Here is a 16,346-nt window from a genome sequence, read left to right on the forward strand (position 1 = left end):
AATTAGAAACATTTCCATCTTTATCCCAAACTTTTACTTTCCAATAATACTGCTTTGCAGATACTAGTTCATTACCTTGATAAGGTACATTTACTGACTGATTAGAATCTACCTTACCGAATCCCAAATATCTGCAATATTTTTATCAAGGTTCTCTAAACTACTAGCTACAAAAATTTGATAAGCAGTTTGTTTTTGTCCTCTAGTTTGATTCGTTTCAAAAAGTTTCCAACTTAAACGAGGTTTTGTATTCTCGATTCCTAATGGATTCTTGCGATATTCACATTTTAAATCGTTTACTTTTATTACTGATGAGGATTCGCATCCATAAAAAACAGCTACAAGAAAAATTAATATGAATGGATACCTTTTAATCATTTGTAAATTTTTAGACAGGTTTTAAATTTCTGTGATTATTGCATAAATTGTAATAAAATAGAATCAGAAAAAATTAACTTACGGTTATTGATATTTCTAATTCTTTACTTCCTTTTTCAAAAAACACTTCTAATGGTAAGGCTTCTACTCCTGGAACCATGTTAAAAGTTCTTTTTCCTTCCATTTCTTTTGTCTTAATTGATGCTGTTGCCTTAATAGTTACCAATCCTTCGGTTTTTGAATGGTAATTTCGTTCTCACTAATTTTTGAAACAACTTCACTTGAAGGAGAAACAATTGGCAATACAAAAGCAGTTTGTACTTTGATATCTTGTTGTGTAGTTACTGTAATTCCTGTTTTATCAACAGAACAATTGTACCTAATATCGAATGTAGCAGCAGTACCTTCAACTTCTTTTCTATCTACATTTTTTAATTTTACGTCTGCTATTAATTCAATAGTTCCGTTTGTATCTTTAGTTGCTACTGTTGCTGGTAAATCGTATAAATTTGTGTACCAAACATCATCTTTAAATATTTCAATTCTTGGCGTTAAACAAATATCTTTACCTGGTTGTGGTTGCTGATTGTTTTTTTCTACTAAATGATATTCTGCCATACTTGCAGCACATAAAAGTCCGACTTTGTTGTGATATAAAACTCCTAAAGCTCCACCAGATGCTTGTCTAAAATCGTATTTGTAATGATATTCTGCATCGTAAGCACTTACGGTACCTCTCCAATCTCCTCTTGCAAAAAGATAAACATCTAAATCTTTAAAGTGTTTTACACCATCTGCGGTTGCTCTAGGCAAACTAGCATTTGCATTTATTTCTGGTAAATGATCCCAATGATCTAATAAAGCCGCTAAAGGTTTGGCATGTGTAAATGTATGATGCACACACGCTGGAATTCCTGCTTCAATAAAACCAGGACCTCCATGAATTAATCCATCTGCAGTACATCTTTGTAATAGTTCTGTATTTTTTACGGCTGCTGTTCCAAATGCTGGATTGATATTTGCCATCATTGCGAATGCTGGTTGACTACCATCACAAGTTCTACTTCCCCAATAACTCCATTTATACATTCTGTTACCCCAACTATTATCCCAAGCACCATCTGGCAACATAAACTCTAAATGACTGTTTAATGATTTGGTTAAGATTTGTAGTAATTCATCATCTTTCTCTTTTATTGCATACATTACTAAACTATTCAGCGTTTCTTCTACATTATAACCTAAATCAACTCCATGTAATCCTTTTTCACTTAACTTATTTGAGCTTTTTTTACATTCTCCAAATAATAAACCTTCATTTTCTGTAAAATAAGCTTTTACTTGAGTCGCTAAAGTTTTACTCTTCGCTTTAAAATCATCTCTTTTTACAACATTCCCAATTAAATTTAAACCATAAACTGCTGTTCCAGGATAATTGATATTGGTAAAATCTATTGTAAAAGTATTGTGGATATATTGACCTGCTTTTTCTAAACGAATTGTCCATGCTTTGCGAGTTTCTTCATCTAAAACATGCCCATGATAATGTAATGCTTCTGCTAAAGCTATCGCTCCAAATATGGTAATTCCTTTCCAAGATTTTGGGTTTTTAATTACGGTCCAAGCACCATTTTCTTGAGACACATTATTTTCTGCCCAAGTCATTACTAATTTTGCGCCTTCTACATATTTTTGATCACCAGTTTTATCTGCCATGTATAAAAACGGATAGACAGCATCCATACATCGTCCATGAATATGAGAACAAGATGGGCAACCTAATGCACCATGAACATCTAAATTAGATGGATTATTGATTTGAACTTTCAACATACCATCACTCCAATCTTTTAATAAACCTGTGATTAAGTTTTTAAATTCTAAAGAATGTTCTAGTTGATTAGAACAGCCATTTAATATTCCTGACATTGGTAATGATAAACCTACACCTGCAAATGCAGAGAGTTGTAGAAAGTTACGTCTTTTCATTTTAAATATATTTTATGAATTATGAAATTATGAAGATTAAGTTTAATCTGTATCCTGTTTTATCCTGATTAATTTAAAATAAAAAAAGCCGGAAGAATATTCTTCTGGCTTTTTTATTAAGATAAAATTATAAATTACTTAATTATAAGTTTTTTACGATACACTTTATTGTTGTCTTTTGTAGTAACTTTTACAAAATAGACCCCTTGCTTAAATCTATTATAGTTGTTTATTTGAATTTTCTTTTCATTTACTTCTTTAGTTAAGATAAGTTTTCCTATGAGGTTAAAAATTTCAACTTTTGAACTGTTTAAATTGCTAATTTCTATGGTGAAATTTTCTTTAGCCGGATTTGGATATACTTTTATTGATTTTGACAACAACTCTTCATTACTTATACTTAATGATTGACTTGTAGGAATCGCTTCCCAAAAACTTCTTTGGTCACTATCAGAAGCAGCAATATTAGAAACGCTACCATCTTCTTCATGATATAAAAACCTTCCATTGTTTCTAGCTTCAAATCTAAATACATTCTCAGTTCCAGTGTCTCGTATAGTCCATACTTTATCGCTATCAGAAGCAGGTGCAGCTTTAGATGTACTAACTACTCCTCCTGTTCCTAAAGCTCTTATTATTCCAAAACTTTCACTATCTATATTAAAATAATCTCCAGATTTCACAAAAGTCCAATGAGTATTCGTTGCATCTCCAGAATCTGTCATTGTAACTGGTGTTGCACTAGAACCGGCATCTGTTAAAAATTTGCCTGTTGCTACATTTCTTAATCTAAAAATATCATCAGAAGGTTCTGCTACATTGCTATCTTCTTTTTCTACTTTTTGATATGTAGTGTTTGCCCATCTAAACTGAGCTCTACCTCCTTTAACTCGATACGCACCATATCTTATCCCCGATTCTAAACCTCTTTCAGGTTCTCGAATGTTATAATTAAAAGCTTCTCCTCCAATTATAGCATCACAATAATGTATTTTTTTTGCTGGATCATTTGGATCTGCTCTAAAACCAACTTCTAATTGAAAATCAACTTCTTCATTTTTATTTACTCTTTTTAGAAAAACAACTTCTCTTCCACTGCCTTCTCCTCCTCTTTCTAAAATACGTTCTGCATATATATTAAAAGCTACTTGTTTGTCTGCATTAATACCAGTGCCATAAACAGCTTTTGCTAAATACAAGCAAATTGCTGGGTCATTAGAACCGCCACCGCCGAATGTTTTCCTTTTGCTTGTGCTAAATAACTTCCATCTTGGCTACCAGTTCCATTACCTGATAATTCACCTACTTCTAGAATTCTAAAAGTTCCGTTAAATCTTGCAAAACTACCCACGCCAGTTTCTCCAGATCTTGGCATAGAACGCTCTATTCTTGGTTGTAATGTAGCGCCATCCCAATGGTTAGAACCAGCAGTAATATTGTAAACACCCCACGTTTTATTGTTTACAGTACTTTCTGAATAATCAGAATAACAACTTCTATCATCTGCAGTTCCTACATTTACAGGATTAGATATATCTACATTTCTAGTACTATTATTTTCAAATTCTCCGGAGGATGGACAATTAAGATCTGTACTTGTATCTTCGTCTGAAGCTGCTTCTACGGCAACTTCTACGAAAGGAATTAGTTTCCAATTACTTCTGTTATCTGTATCTGCAGCAATAGTATGAGTTACAGTACCATTTTCTTCATGATACAAAAACCTACCTGATGTTCTAGAGCCAAATCTATAAGTATCATCTGTTTGATTACGAAATATAGTCCATGTTTTATCTGTATCTGAAGCCGGTGAACTTTTAGTTGTACTAACAACTACATAAGCACCTCCAGGACCACCCGCACCAGGAGCACGAAGTATTCCTAAAACTTCACTATCTATATTATAAAATGAGCCACTTTGTACAAATTTAAAATGGGTACTTACATTTTCTCCTGAATCTGACATCGTTACAGCAGATGCACTTGAACCTGCATCTGTTAAATATTTTCCTGTTGCTACATTTTGTAACCTAAAAACACCATCAGAAGGTGGCGCATCTTGTGCAAAAGCACAAAACGTAAATAAAACAATAACAAAAAATAGTATTGATTTGAAAGTATTATTCTGAATTCCTTTTATTAACATAAGTTTTATAAATCGTTATTAGTATGGTAAAGATTCGTAAAAAATTTTAATTTACCATCCTGACCTATCCTGACCTCAAAGTATTTATTAAATTAAAGCGTCAAATATTTAAACTACTTACATACTGTTATATAATTTAATTTTTACTTTTTGATATATCATATTTCATAATAAACTCTAAATATGCCTTACCATCTATATCTCCCTTAATTTTTTTATCTAAAAACTGAAGTTCTTTACCATCACCTAAATACATGTAAACATTAGTTTTATTTGCCTTAATTAAAGTTCTAACAATCGCAAATCTACCCGTAAAAACAATATTAAATTTGGGTAATTTTAAAGTTGTTGTATCGTTATCATTTGACAATATAATATCTTGAATTTCTTGTCCATCTACCTTAGAAATAACTTTTACTCCAATAACTTTGTTATCAATAATAATGTTTTCTGTTCTTTTTACTGTTGGCTTATTACTTTTAGAGGGTTCGTAAATCGCAATAAAAGGTTTATTCCAAGCTTCACCGTATTTACGCATTATAAAAACCTGAGTGTCTTTTTTATCATATCCGTTACTTACTTCTTGTGTTGGTGGTGCAAGTACAGCACTATATTCTTTGGTAACACCTCCAGGAATACTCATGTGTAAATAATCTTTTGTAACCTGTAAATCAAATCTTGTAGTAACAGGATCGCTGGTTAATAAAGATGTTTTAGCATCAGAAAACCACCTCCAACCTGGTTGTTTTCTTGCATCTCCTGTATCATTTTGAAATCTGTTTGGAGTATCTACCATAAACAAATTATTATTTTTCGATTTTATTTGCATTTTATCTCCTAAACCATGAAATAAATAATCGTGAAAATTATTTTTAGTCGTTGAAACTGATCTAAAAATATCGACATAATAACCTGAAGTTGCGCTAGTTCTTACAATGCTATTAGTACGTTGCTGATTTACATTATTAATAACATCACCTAAAAACTGCGTAGAAAAACTAAAATTTTGTGCAATAGCATTTACATACGGTTTTGGCTCTGAAGCTTTTAAAACCACAGGATTTACAATATTTTGCCATGTACTATTCCCATTTGTTTTAGAGCCTCTACCGAAGTACCATTTACAATAATTGTATTATGTGCTGCATAAGAAACAGCGTATTGTTCATGAAGTTCAGATCCATAACCACTAGCAGATCCTCCGTAATCTGGTCCAATAACATATCCTGATCCGTACAACTCCATATCTAAGCCTGATGCGTGCGCATGAACATAAGTACCGCCACCAGTGTAATACATTAAACCATTCTGTTTATCATCTTTACCATAATAATTACGTTGCATTACAATACCTGCGTGAGTTGCTTTTACAGTTCTATATTTAGGCTCACCAGCATCACTTACTAAAGTATCAATATTTACACCCCACAATAACTGTAATGGATTGTTCCATTCTAATCTTTGATTTTTTATTATTGGATTATAGCCACCTTCTTCTTTATAAATTTTTTGCAATACAGTAGCTGCTCTATTTTTTAACGCCGTATATCCTTTTCTTTCTGCAATTTTTAAAACATTTCTATAAATATGAGCATGATTGATAAAACTTCTACCAATGTCTCCGTAAGCCATAGTTGCACCGTTTGGATATAAAAAGTTTTCATAAATAAAAACACTTTCTAAAATGTCTTTATGATTATCTATAATCTTTAAATTTGGTTGATACCTATCAATAATATTCATTAACTGAATAAATAAAGCATGAGTAAACTTACCATAACCTGCAGATTCGGCCATAAGCGATCTTCTATACTAAATCTATTTAACATCCAATTAATTCCTGGTTGCCTAGACCTTGCCAATCCATTTAAAATTTTATCAAAATAACGATCTCGTGCTATTTTATTATCCATGCAAATTATAGCGTACAAAGCACCCGGAAGTTCTAAAACAGGATGATTGGAATTATTACCACCCAATTTTATTACATTATTTGCCATCACTTCAAAAGCTTTTTGGGCTATTTTAAAATTAAAACGCACTTTATTTTTAGTACTTATATCATAAACTTTTGTACTTGGCTTAGTTAAATAGGGCTGTACAAAATCGTATATCATTGCAACTCTCGGAAAATGTTCTCTTGTTTGTATTAAATGATTAAACTTTTTATGGTAGAACTTTAGTTTTAAAGGATCTTTAATACTTATCATTTTTACATATTGATATACTATATCTGATGCTATTTGGGCATATTTTTCATCTTCTGTTAAATAATAAAGTATTGCACATTCTACACCATCATTTAATATTGTTCTATGTATTTTTCTATCTCCTGGTAAACTAGGTATTAAATTTATTTCTTCTGATGGATTTTTCGCATGATTTAAATATTTAGAAGATTGATTTTTTTCAATTGACTAAACAAACTATTGGCCCAAGTATATTTTAAAATATTATCTAAAATACCTTTTCTATCTTTTGGTGAAACCCAAATACGAGGATGTTTTAAAGTGTCTAATAACACTCCTTTTTCTGTTGAATGAGCAATCATATTTACATTTATACTCGAAAAATTAGAACTCTTAGCTAACACAGCACTTGAAAAACATAAAATTATAAACGAAAAAATTAGCTTTTTAAACATTTTAAAACATATTTATTTAATACCTAAAGTTAACCTATATAAACAATAAATTAATCCTGCAGAGTCTTGGGGCTTAAACATAAAAAAACCTCTTATAAATAAAATTATAAAAGGCTTTTTTTGAATTAAATAGAGTTTCTATTTTACTGTTAATATCGATTTATGTAAATCTTTTTCTAAGGATGATGCACCAACTGAAATGGTAAATGTACCTGGTTCTACCACTTTTTTCATTTGTTGATTTAAAATATTTAATTCATCAAAACCTAAGGTAAAAGTTACGGTTTTAGTTTCTCCTGGTTCAAGCGAAATACGTTCAAAACCTTTTAGCATTTTGTTGTAACGCCCAACAGAAGCATAATCGTCTCTAACATACATTTGTACCACTTCATCTCCAGCTCTTTTTCCTGTATTGGTTACATCGACAGAAACTGTTGTGCTTTCATCTTTAGAAATTAAAGCATTTTTAAATTTTGGTTTACTGTATGTAAACGTTGTGTAGCTTAACCCATATCCAAAAGGAAACAACGGAGATTTGTCGGCATCTTTAAACAACCCTTTACCAGATCCAATAAAATCTGGTCTTTGTAAATAAGTAACGGGAACTTGACCTACAGACCTCGGAAAAGAAACTGTTAATTTTCCTCCTGGATTCACATCGCCAAAAATAGCATCTGCGATGGCATCTCCGAACGCATACCTAAATACCAAGTTTCTAAAATTGATGGAATATTTTCTGCAACATAGTTAATTGACAATGGTCTTCCATTAATTAAAACGGCCACAATTGGCTTACCTGTTTTATGAATTGCTTTTACCAATTCTTTTTGCACACCATACAAATCTAAATTAGCTCTATCTACACCTTCGCCGCCAGTTTTTCTAGAACCACCAATAACCAAAATAACAGCATCAGATTTTTTTGCAGCTGCAATTGCTTTTGGAAAACCTGCTTTAGAATTGCTTAATAAATCACAACCTTTGGCATAATTAATTTTTACTTTATCGCCAACTTTAGCTCTTATTCCGTCTAAAGCAGAAACATAAAATGGAGGTAAGCCGAATAACCTCCTAATAAAGAATACGTTCCTTTTTTTGGTTTTTCTTCATGAGCATTTGGCCCAATTACAGCTAACGATTTTATTTTAGACATGTCTAAAGGCAATGTATTATTATCATTTTTTAATAAAATAATTGCTTTTTTAGCCATTTCATAAGAAAATTCTTGATGTTCTTTTCTACCTGCGTTAATCGTTTTTGTGTCAATCTCTTTTGGTTCAGAATCAAATAAACCCAATTGATATTTTGCTTTTAAAATACGAGATGTTGCTTTGTCTATATACTTTTCTAAATCAGGATTCTTAGTTATCGTATCTTTTAAAACTTTGGTATTATATGCTGCTAACTTCTCATTCTTTCCAATAACCAAGTCCATATCAACACCAGCTTTTAAACCTAAAATAGCCGATTCTGTTCTAGTTTCTGCAATAAAATGCATGGTTCCTAAACGGGCAACATCATTATTGTCAGAAACAATAAAACCATCAAAACCTAATTCATCACGTAAAATATCCTTTAGCAACCAAGTGTTCATGTGGTTTGGAACGCCATTATAATCTTGATGCCCAGGCATAACAGCACCAACTTTTGCTTCTTTTATTGCAGCCTCAAAAGGTGGTAAATAAACCTCTCTTAATCTTCGCTCAGACATATCACTAAAACCACCGTTAATTCCACGTCTGTTTTCTCGGATAGCCAATAAAATGCTTTGCAGTTGCAATTACATGATTTTCATCAAATCTTTCCTCACCCATTCCTTGTAAACCTTGTATAAATGCAACACCCATTCTAGATACTAAATAAGGATCTTCTCCGTAAGATTCTTCTACACGACCATATCTTGGATCACCGGAAATTACATCTAAGTTAGGTGAATAGGTGTGTGTAACGCCTAAAGTTCTAGCTTCTAAAGCGGTTTGTGAAGCCATTTTTTTAACCAACTCCGGCTGCCATGTAGAAGCAGCAGCAATTGCCTGTGGATACACGGTTGTATTACCATAATAATCTAAAACAAGCCAAACACCATGTAATGCTTCTGCATATTTCATATACGGAATTCCCAATCTTTCGTTTGCAGGAGCATCTTGGGTCATTTCTGCAATTTTTTCTTCTAAAGTCATTTGACTTAATAAGTCGTTCACCTTACTAGTAATTTCATCATCTTCTTTGCTATTAGAACTATTAGCTTCAGTAGATGTACATGCATTAAATAGATTTAATAGGAATACTAAAAGAACTAATTTGATAGCAGTTATATTTTTCATCATCTTTTTTGTTGATTGATTTATTAAATTCTAAATTATATAGTAAGTTATTATATTCTATAAATTTACTTTTATACAAAGTAATATCTATCCTGTGTAGTCCTGATTTACTTTTACAAATAACAATATTAAAATACTTAACACAGTTTATTTAACACAAAAAAATCGAGGATTTTACCCTCGATTTTAATATTTTTTTGAAATTATTTACTTCAACTTTAATATTTCACTACCAGCCAATAAATACGCACCAGTACCAAAATTTTGCCAACTATCTGCAGATGCAGGTTCGGAAAAGCACCAATATTTTGTACCCAACCTACTCTACCATCTTCGTGTTGGCAAGCAGCTAAACCAATCCATGCTTTTTTTACTGCAGAAGTATGTTTTTTGTCTAATAAACCATTGTTAATACCCCAAGCTAATGCAAATGTGTAAAAACCACTTCCGCTTACTTCTCCATGATTATAAGATTCTGGACTTAACAAACTTGTTCTCCATAAACCATCTTCTGGTTGAATTTCTAAGATTTTAGCTGCCATTTCTTTATAAAGGCTTACATAAAAACCTCTGTGTTCGTAATCTTTTGGCATATCATCTAAAAGTAACGCTAAACCACCAATTACCCATCCATTTCCTCTAGACCAAAATACTTTTTTACCATTTGGTTCTTTTCTATCCTCTTTTGTTCCTTTCCAAACAAAACGCATATCTCTTGCAAATAAGTTTTCTTCTTTATCATACAATCTATTATAAGCTTCCATATAATATTTATGCATTGCTTCTAAGTATTTAGGTTGCTTTGTATGTTTTGCATATAAATTAACTACTGGAGGAGCCATAAATAAAGCATCACACCACCACCATAAAATAGTTTTGTCTTCTTTACTTTTGTTTGTACCTGCTTTCCAGTTATTATCTTCAAATAAATGCGTGTCTAAAAACTTTTTTGTAGGTTCTAAATCTGCAAAATTTCTTCTTTTTTCGTTTCTAGCAACATATAAATAGCTGTACGAAATTGCTACATCATCTGCATGGTGTAAGCGATCGTAAGTTTGCCACTTATTCCAATATGCTTGGTTTTTAAGTGCAGCCATATACATCATGTTTTTGGTAGTTTTGTGTGCTCTTGCAACACCTGTATAGTAGGCTCCTGCTGTCCAATCTGTAGGTGCAATTGCAAAAATAGGATGCGCCTCTTGCCATTCTAGGGCTTTTATCATCGATTTTTTTATTGCTGTATGATCTAAATTAGCACTTTTTTCAGCAACTGCTGTTTGCGATTTAGAGCAACTAATAAGCGTTAAAACACTTAATAAAACTACTATTGATTTTTTCATTATCGACTATTTTTTTAATTTGAATTTTGCTTCTAAATATTCATTTGAAGAAGTACCTATTTTAACAGTATAATCTCCAGCTTCTAATACTTTTTGCATAGAAATGCCTGTAAATTCTAACATTTTAGGTGTAATTTTAAAAGATATCGTTTTACTTTCGCCTGCAGCAAATTCAATCTTCTGAAATCCTTTTAATTCTTTATCTGGTCTTGTTACAGATCCAATTTCATCTTTAAGATACATTTGTATTACTTCCTTAGCTTTTACTTTGCTGTTGTTAGTAACTGTTACACTTGCAGTAATTTCTGTATTTGGTGTAATTTCTGAACTTGATAATTTAATATCTGAATATTCAAATTTCCCATAACTTAAACCATGTCCAAAAGGATAAATTGGTCCTTTTTCTAAGAATAAATATTCTTTTTTATAGTTGATTTCTTTCATGCTATAATGATAAGGTAACTGACCTATTGATCTTGGAATGGTTACGGGAGATTTTCCTGAAGGGGAAACATCACCAAAAATAATTTTAGCAGTAGAATGATCTCCAAATTCACTTAAATCCCAAGTATCTAAAACAGCATCCGCTTCTTTTGCAATTGTGTTTATAGATAATGTTCTTCTGTGTTTTAAAACGACGATTACCTTTTTACCTAAAGCTGTAATTTTTTCTACCAATTCATCTTGTGGGCCAACAGGATCTATAGTTGCTCTGTCTCCTAGAGTACTATTGCTAAAATATGCTTCTTTCGCTGTAAATTTATCGCCTCCTAAAAACAACACAACCACATCAGATCGTTTTGCAATATTTACCAATTTAGCAATCGCTTTTGGATCTCTATCTAATAATTCTGGAGCACCACCTTTTTCGTTAGTTAAATTAAAACCTTTTTCTGCGGTGAATTTCACATTGCTATTTCCAACAGCAGACTCAAACATTTCTTTGGTATTCTCTTTTAATAAAGGACCTAAAAGAGCAACTTTTGTTGATTTATTTTTATTTAAAGGCAACGTATTTTCTTCGTTCTTTAATAAAATGATAGATTCTAAATCAGATTCTTTTGCCAATTCTAAAGAAGATGCTGCACGAACTCCTTTTTTAGTTTCTTCTAAATCTATGTAAGGATTATCAAACAAACCTAAGATAAACTTTGTTCTTAAAACACGTTTAACAGATCGGTCAATCAACTTCATTAATTCAGGATTTTTTTCTACCATTTTTGGTAAATAAGAATACGAATCTTCTGCATATAAATCGATATCTATACCTGCTTCTAGCCCCATTTGTGCAGCAGCTTCTGGAGATTCTGCAACACCCATAAAGTAAAATAAACGTGCAATATCATTAGAATCTGAAACCACATAACCTTCAAAACCCCAATCATCTCTTAAAACTCCTGTTAACAATTCTGGATTTCCATGACTTGCAACTCCATTTAAATCTCCATGAGAAGCCATAATTCCTAATGTTTTTGCTTCTTTTACAGCCGCTTCAAAAGGTGGATAAATTTCGTCTATTAATGTTCTTTCAGAAATTTCTATTGCAGCAAAATTAGAACCTCCTAACACTTGGCCATAACCTGCAAAATGTTTTGCAACAGCACCAATATGTGTTCCTGCGCCTAAACCTTTGTAATTTCCTTGCACACCAATAATGGCATTTTTAACCATTTGAGTTGTTAAATAAGTATCTTCTCCAAAGGCTTCACTCATTCTACCAAAACGAGGATCTCTAACAATATCTGCTTCTGGTGAGTGGCACATGTGCATACCTCTTAAACGTGCTTCTCTACCAACAACATCCCATTGTCTTTGCACCAATTCTCGATTAAAAGATGCTGCAGACGTCATTGGACGACCAAACAAAGTACAACCATCAGCATCTACACCATTGTAAGATTCTGTAACAAATAAAGCAGGTATGCCCCATCTGTTATTCTCTATAATATACTTTTGCAGCTCGTTATTCATTTTGGCTGCAGCCACAGGATCTATATGTTCTCCCGGATTTTTTATTCCAGCAATACCTAATTTTAGTTTTTTAATTACTCTTTTAGATAATTTTAAATTTCCATTTTCGTCTCGGTTTTGCACCAATATTGGCATGAAAAATTCGCATTTGTGCTACTTTTTCTTCTGTAGACATTAACGGAAGTAGTGCGTCAACTCTTTCATCTATTGATAAAGATTTATCTTTATAATCTTTTTCTTTTGATGATGAATCTCCACATGCATAAAAGAGAACTGCGATTAAAGATAAAATTAGTAATTTCTTCATGTATTGTTTTATTTTGAAATTGAATTGATTCGTATTTGATTTTTTATTAATCCTTCTAAAGAAAAATAAAAATAATTTTTATACTAAAAAAAGGTATCCTGTACTATAATGGTATTTAAAGTACAAGAAACCTTAACTTTTTCTTTCCAAAAATTATAATATAATCGATTCGTTATTTTTTTACTTTTTTTCCAATTACAAAATACATTCTTGTATTTTCAGGAACATCACCATCACTATTACCTGCCATAATTATACTTTCTCCTTTTTTTGCTATTCTTTTAAAAAGTGACATTTTAACACCTCCTAAATTAACATCATCTCCTGTATCTTTATAGTCTTTGGTTAAAAATACGGGTCTTTCTACACGATCATCATGACCAACATAAATAATCATGTCTTTACCTGCAATAAATTGTAATTGATCTCTTGCCCAATACTTACCATCAGAATTCGGAACTCTAATGTATTCTGAACCTACCAAATATCTAGGAATTACAGTATAATTATGTTCCATATCTGTATACGCTTTTTTACCCCAATGTACATTTTTTCTGAGTGCTGCTTTTCCATTTCCTGTGTAACTAAACTTGGTAAACAAATCGCTTTTGTTAACTCTTGCAGGGTTGTAAGGTTCAGTTTTTGGTGTGTAAATTGGCAAAGGTTCTTCAAAATTAGGATCAACTTTAAATTCTTGAGGTAATAATTTTGACAATCCGTTATCAATTGCTACAGATTTAGATGTAATAGTAATCGTATCTGATTTTAAACCTTCTGCACTAGCAGTAATGGTTACAGCTCCAGATTGTAACATAGAACGAATTGCCACACGATTGATTCCTGCTTCTGCATCTAAAAATAAATTGTTTGTGGTATTTGCTTTTCCACTATTGTAACCACCTCTCCAAATTCCAGGACCAGAAATAGTAAAATCAACTTTATTTCTGCCTAAAGGATTTCTATGACCTTCTTTATCTACAATTTCAAAATCAACTAAAGCGATATCAGATCCATCTGCTAACCATCCTTCTGGACCCACAGTTGATGATAATTTAATTGCAACTGATTCTCCAACCGTTTTTTTAGTTTGAGAAACCAATAATTTGTCATTTAAATAACCTTCTACTTTAATTTCTCCTTCTTGGAATTCAACTTTAGGGAATTTATACAAATACCCACTATCAGCTTTGTCATTTATTGCTATTAATTTATTGTTGATGTATAATTTTACTTTTGTACAGTTAGAAACTACATACATTGTTTTTTTGTACCTGCTTCGTAATTCCAATGACCAACTACATGAATTTGAGCTTCTGGTCTCCACATTGCTTTTGTGGTGTAAAAGCTTCTTTTTTTAATCTTACAGCATCTACCTCGCCACTTGCTCCGGTAACTTCTGTTGGATTTCTTCCACCATGAGTACCATCTGAAAACACCCAATTAGCACCTCCACTATGATACGATTTCTTTCCCATTTTATCCCACCAATCTTCTACTTGACGAATCGCAAAAATTTCTGAACCAATTTTATACACATTTCTTGAGATGTTAGGATGGGTCCAAAAATTGTCATCAGGAGTAAATTTATCCCAAACGCGTCTTGCACCTTCGTCTCTTAAATATTCACTTTCAATTAGCGGTAAATGCGCATATTCTCTTTGCCAACCTTCTGTACCAATTTCAATAGAAATATATGGTTCTGAATCTTCTTTTACATCTGCTCTTCTATTTCCCATTAAACGTTTTCCGTGAGGATCATAAGTCTTAATAATATTTAAAATTTCTTTATAATGTGCTTCGGTTTCTGCCCAGTTACCACCTTCCCAAATAAAAATAGATGGGTGATTTCTGTAATACACAATCATGTCTCTAAAAGCATTAATTCTAATATCCCAAGTTTCACCTTCATCTTGAGATTCTCCACTAACTCCTGGCATTAAAGTTACAAAACCATATTTGTCTCCCATTGCAATTTCTGCTGGAGAACCTGCACAATGTCCCCAACGTATAAAATTACCACCAGCTTCATCCATTAAACGATAGGTAAATTCTTTTAACCAATCTGGTTGTGCAGCTCCTAAACCTGCCCAACCTGCAGTAGGTTTCTGTCCCCAACCATGTAGCTTAGCATACTCACCATTATTATGAAAACCTGTGTCTTTATCAAACTTAAAAGTTCTAATTCCTAAAGGCGTTGTGTAAGAGTCTAATTCTATTTCACCTTCTTTTAATGTAGTAACAACTTTATACATGTATGGTTTACGAGTGTACCATAAATTTGGTTTTTTTACTTTATTTTTTGTTGAAAAGGTAAAAGTTTCTCCTGATTGTAATACTTTTTTATTCTTTGAAGTAGTTACTATTTTTCCATCAGCATCAATAATTTTAGCTTCAAAAGTGATTGTTTTTTCTATTGATGATTCATTGATTGCTTCTGCAGAAACATAAATATCTGCTTTCTTTTTCGATATGTTTTCTGCGTGAACATAAGTACCTACTGTTTTTAAATTATCATATAAAGGCAAAGTAATATGAACAGGATTCATAACATGTAAAAATACATTTCTATAGATTCCTCCATGATTAGGGTGCCAATGTTCATGATGCCAAACTAAAGGAAAATTTTCTCTAAAATGTTCTCCTCTATCATTGTTTACTTTTACTGCTATGATATTCTCTTTATCTCCATAATTTAGGTATTGAGATATGTCATATCCAAAAGGAATAAAACCTGTTTTATTGGTTCCTAGATGTTTTCCATTAATGTAGACATCCGCTATTTGACGAACAGATTCAAATTCTATGTAGATTTTTTTACCGAATCTGTTTTTGGCACTTTAAAATGTTTTCTATACCAAACTGTTCCTCTAAATTGATTTTTCTCTCCTATATGTTTACCAATACTTAAATCATCAAAAGTATCTGTATCATTAAAAGTATGAGGCGTGCTTATTGTAGACCAACTTGCATCATCATAATCTACAGCTTGTGCATTTGTAGGATTTGCTTTTATAAACTTCCAATCTGGATTAAAATTGTATTTTGTTCTACTCTGTTGCGCATTTAATTGCAACACATAACATATAAATGCAAGTACAATTATTGATTTTTTAATCATTTTTATTATTGAATTTTAAAAATTTCTTTAGCTTTTTGATTGTTAAATTTTGCTGTGTTATAAAGAAGTATATAATCGACACTAAATCGTTTTGATCTTCCTGAAAGCGTTATTGTATATTTTTCTCCT

The 16,346-nt window shown here is 31.8% G+C and carries 13 protein-coding genes and 5 pseudogenes; all 18 read right to left on the reverse strand.

The features are described from left to right. Positions 1 to 22 precede the first annotated feature (22 nt). Positions 23 to 378: pseudogene (locus tag ACZ1HD_RS16545) on the reverse strand (glycoside hydrolase family 78 protein); the annotation flags it as partial. A 73-nt stretch (positions 379 to 451) separates the two neighbouring features. Next, positions 452 to 2,367 (reverse strand): annotated as a pseudogene (locus ACZ1HD_RS16550) (ulvan lysase-like protein). A 134-nt stretch (positions 2,368 to 2,501) separates the two neighbouring features. After that, a complete protein-coding gene (locus ACZ1HD_RS16555) occupies positions 2,502 to 2,750 on the reverse strand; it encodes a T9SS type A sorting domain-containing protein (protein ID WP_472689391.1) in 249 nt (82 codons plus the stop codon). A gap of 20 nt (positions 2,751 to 2,770) precedes the next feature. Continuing rightward, positions 2,771 to 4,513, reverse strand: a pseudogene (locus ACZ1HD_RS16560) (RICIN domain-containing protein); the annotation flags it as partial. A 136-nt stretch (positions 4,514 to 4,649) separates the two neighbouring features. Beyond that, positions 4,650 to 5,570, reverse strand: coding sequence for a hypothetical protein (locus ACZ1HD_RS16565; RefSeq protein WP_472688076.1), 921 nt, complete (start codon positions 5,568 to 5,570; stop codon positions 4,650 to 4,652). Positions 5,571 to 5,575: 5 nt separating this feature from the next. Further along, on the reverse strand, positions 5,576 to 6,310 hold the full coding sequence (locus ACZ1HD_RS16570) for a heparinase II/III domain-containing protein (protein WP_472688077.1): 735 nt from the start codon (positions 6,308 to 6,310) through the stop codon (positions 5,576 to 5,578). Further along, entirely contained in the window at positions 6,256 to 6,723 is a 468-nt protein-coding gene (locus tag ACZ1HD_RS16575) for a hypothetical protein (protein ID WP_472688078.1), read from the reverse strand. Before ACZ1HD_RS16575 ends, ACZ1HD_RS16570 begins: the two co-directional genes overlap by 55 nt. A 173-nt stretch (positions 6,724 to 6,896) precedes the next feature. Then, complete coding sequence (locus tag ACZ1HD_RS16580) at positions 6,897 to 7,064, reverse strand: hypothetical protein (protein WP_472688079.1); 168 nt, start codon at positions 7,062 to 7,064, stop codon at positions 6,897 to 6,899. A gap of 231 nt (positions 7,065 to 7,295) precedes the next feature. Then, a complete protein-coding gene (locus tag ACZ1HD_RS16585; RefSeq protein ID WP_472689392.1) occupies positions 7,296 to 7,535 on the reverse strand; it encodes a fibronectin type III-like domain-contianing protein in 240 nt (79 codons plus the stop codon). 180 nt (positions 7,536 to 7,715) lie between these two features. Next, a pseudogene (locus ACZ1HD_RS16590) lies at positions 7,716 to 8,868 on the reverse strand (glycoside hydrolase family 3 C-terminal domain-containing protein); the annotation flags it as partial. Positions 8,869 to 8,884: 16 nt separating this feature from the next. Further along, positions 8,885 to 9,484, reverse strand: a complete 600-nt coding sequence (locus ACZ1HD_RS16595) for a glycoside hydrolase family 3 N-terminal domain-containing protein (RefSeq protein ID WP_472688080.1) — start codon at positions 9,482 to 9,484, stop codon at positions 8,885 to 8,887. Between the two features lie 215 nt (positions 9,485 to 9,699). Next, the gene (locus ACZ1HD_RS16600) at positions 9,700 to 10,821 is read right to left on the reverse strand and encodes a glycoside hydrolase family 88/105 protein (RefSeq protein WP_472688081.1); all 1,122 of its coding nucleotides are present in this window, start codon (positions 10,819 to 10,821) and stop codon (positions 9,700 to 9,702) included. Between the two features lie 6 nt (positions 10,822 to 10,827). Next, positions 10,828 to 12,915 (reverse strand): glycoside hydrolase family 3 N-terminal domain-containing protein, encoded by a 2,088-nt coding sequence (locus tag ACZ1HD_RS16605; RefSeq protein ID WP_472688082.1) that lies wholly within the window; start codon positions 12,913 to 12,915, stop codon positions 10,828 to 10,830. After that, positions 12,875 to 13,099 (reverse strand): hypothetical protein, encoded by a 225-nt coding sequence (locus ACZ1HD_RS16610; protein ID WP_472688083.1) that lies wholly within the window; start codon positions 13,097 to 13,099, stop codon positions 12,875 to 12,877. Before ACZ1HD_RS16610 ends, ACZ1HD_RS16605 begins: the two co-directional genes overlap by 41 nt. Before the next feature lie 172 nt (positions 13,100 to 13,271). After that, positions 13,272 to 14,357 carry a DUF4982 domain-containing protein gene (locus tag ACZ1HD_RS16615; protein WP_472688084.1) on the reverse strand — a complete coding sequence of 362 codons (1,086 nt, stop codon included), beginning with the start codon at positions 14,355 to 14,357 and terminating at the stop codon, positions 13,272 to 13,274. Between the two features lie 37 nt (positions 14,358 to 14,394). Continuing rightward, positions 14,395 to 15,645, reverse strand: coding sequence for a glycoside hydrolase family 2 TIM barrel-domain containing protein (locus ACZ1HD_RS16620; protein WP_472688085.1), 1,251 nt, complete (start codon positions 15,643 to 15,645; stop codon positions 14,395 to 14,397). A 63-nt stretch (positions 15,646 to 15,708) separates the two neighbouring features. Next, positions 15,709 to 15,909: pseudogene (locus tag ACZ1HD_RS16625) on the reverse strand (sugar-binding domain-containing protein); the annotation flags it as partial. Next, positions 15,900 to 16,217 carry a hypothetical protein gene (locus ACZ1HD_RS16630; protein WP_472688086.1) on the reverse strand — a complete coding sequence of 106 codons (318 nt, stop codon included), beginning with the start codon at positions 16,215 to 16,217 and terminating at the stop codon, positions 15,900 to 15,902. The pseudogene ACZ1HD_RS16625 and the gene ACZ1HD_RS16630, both read right to left, overlap by 10 nt. Positions 16,218 to 16,346 lie beyond the last annotated feature (129 nt).

The organism is Polaribacter sp. HA6-7 (assembly GCF_055693625.1).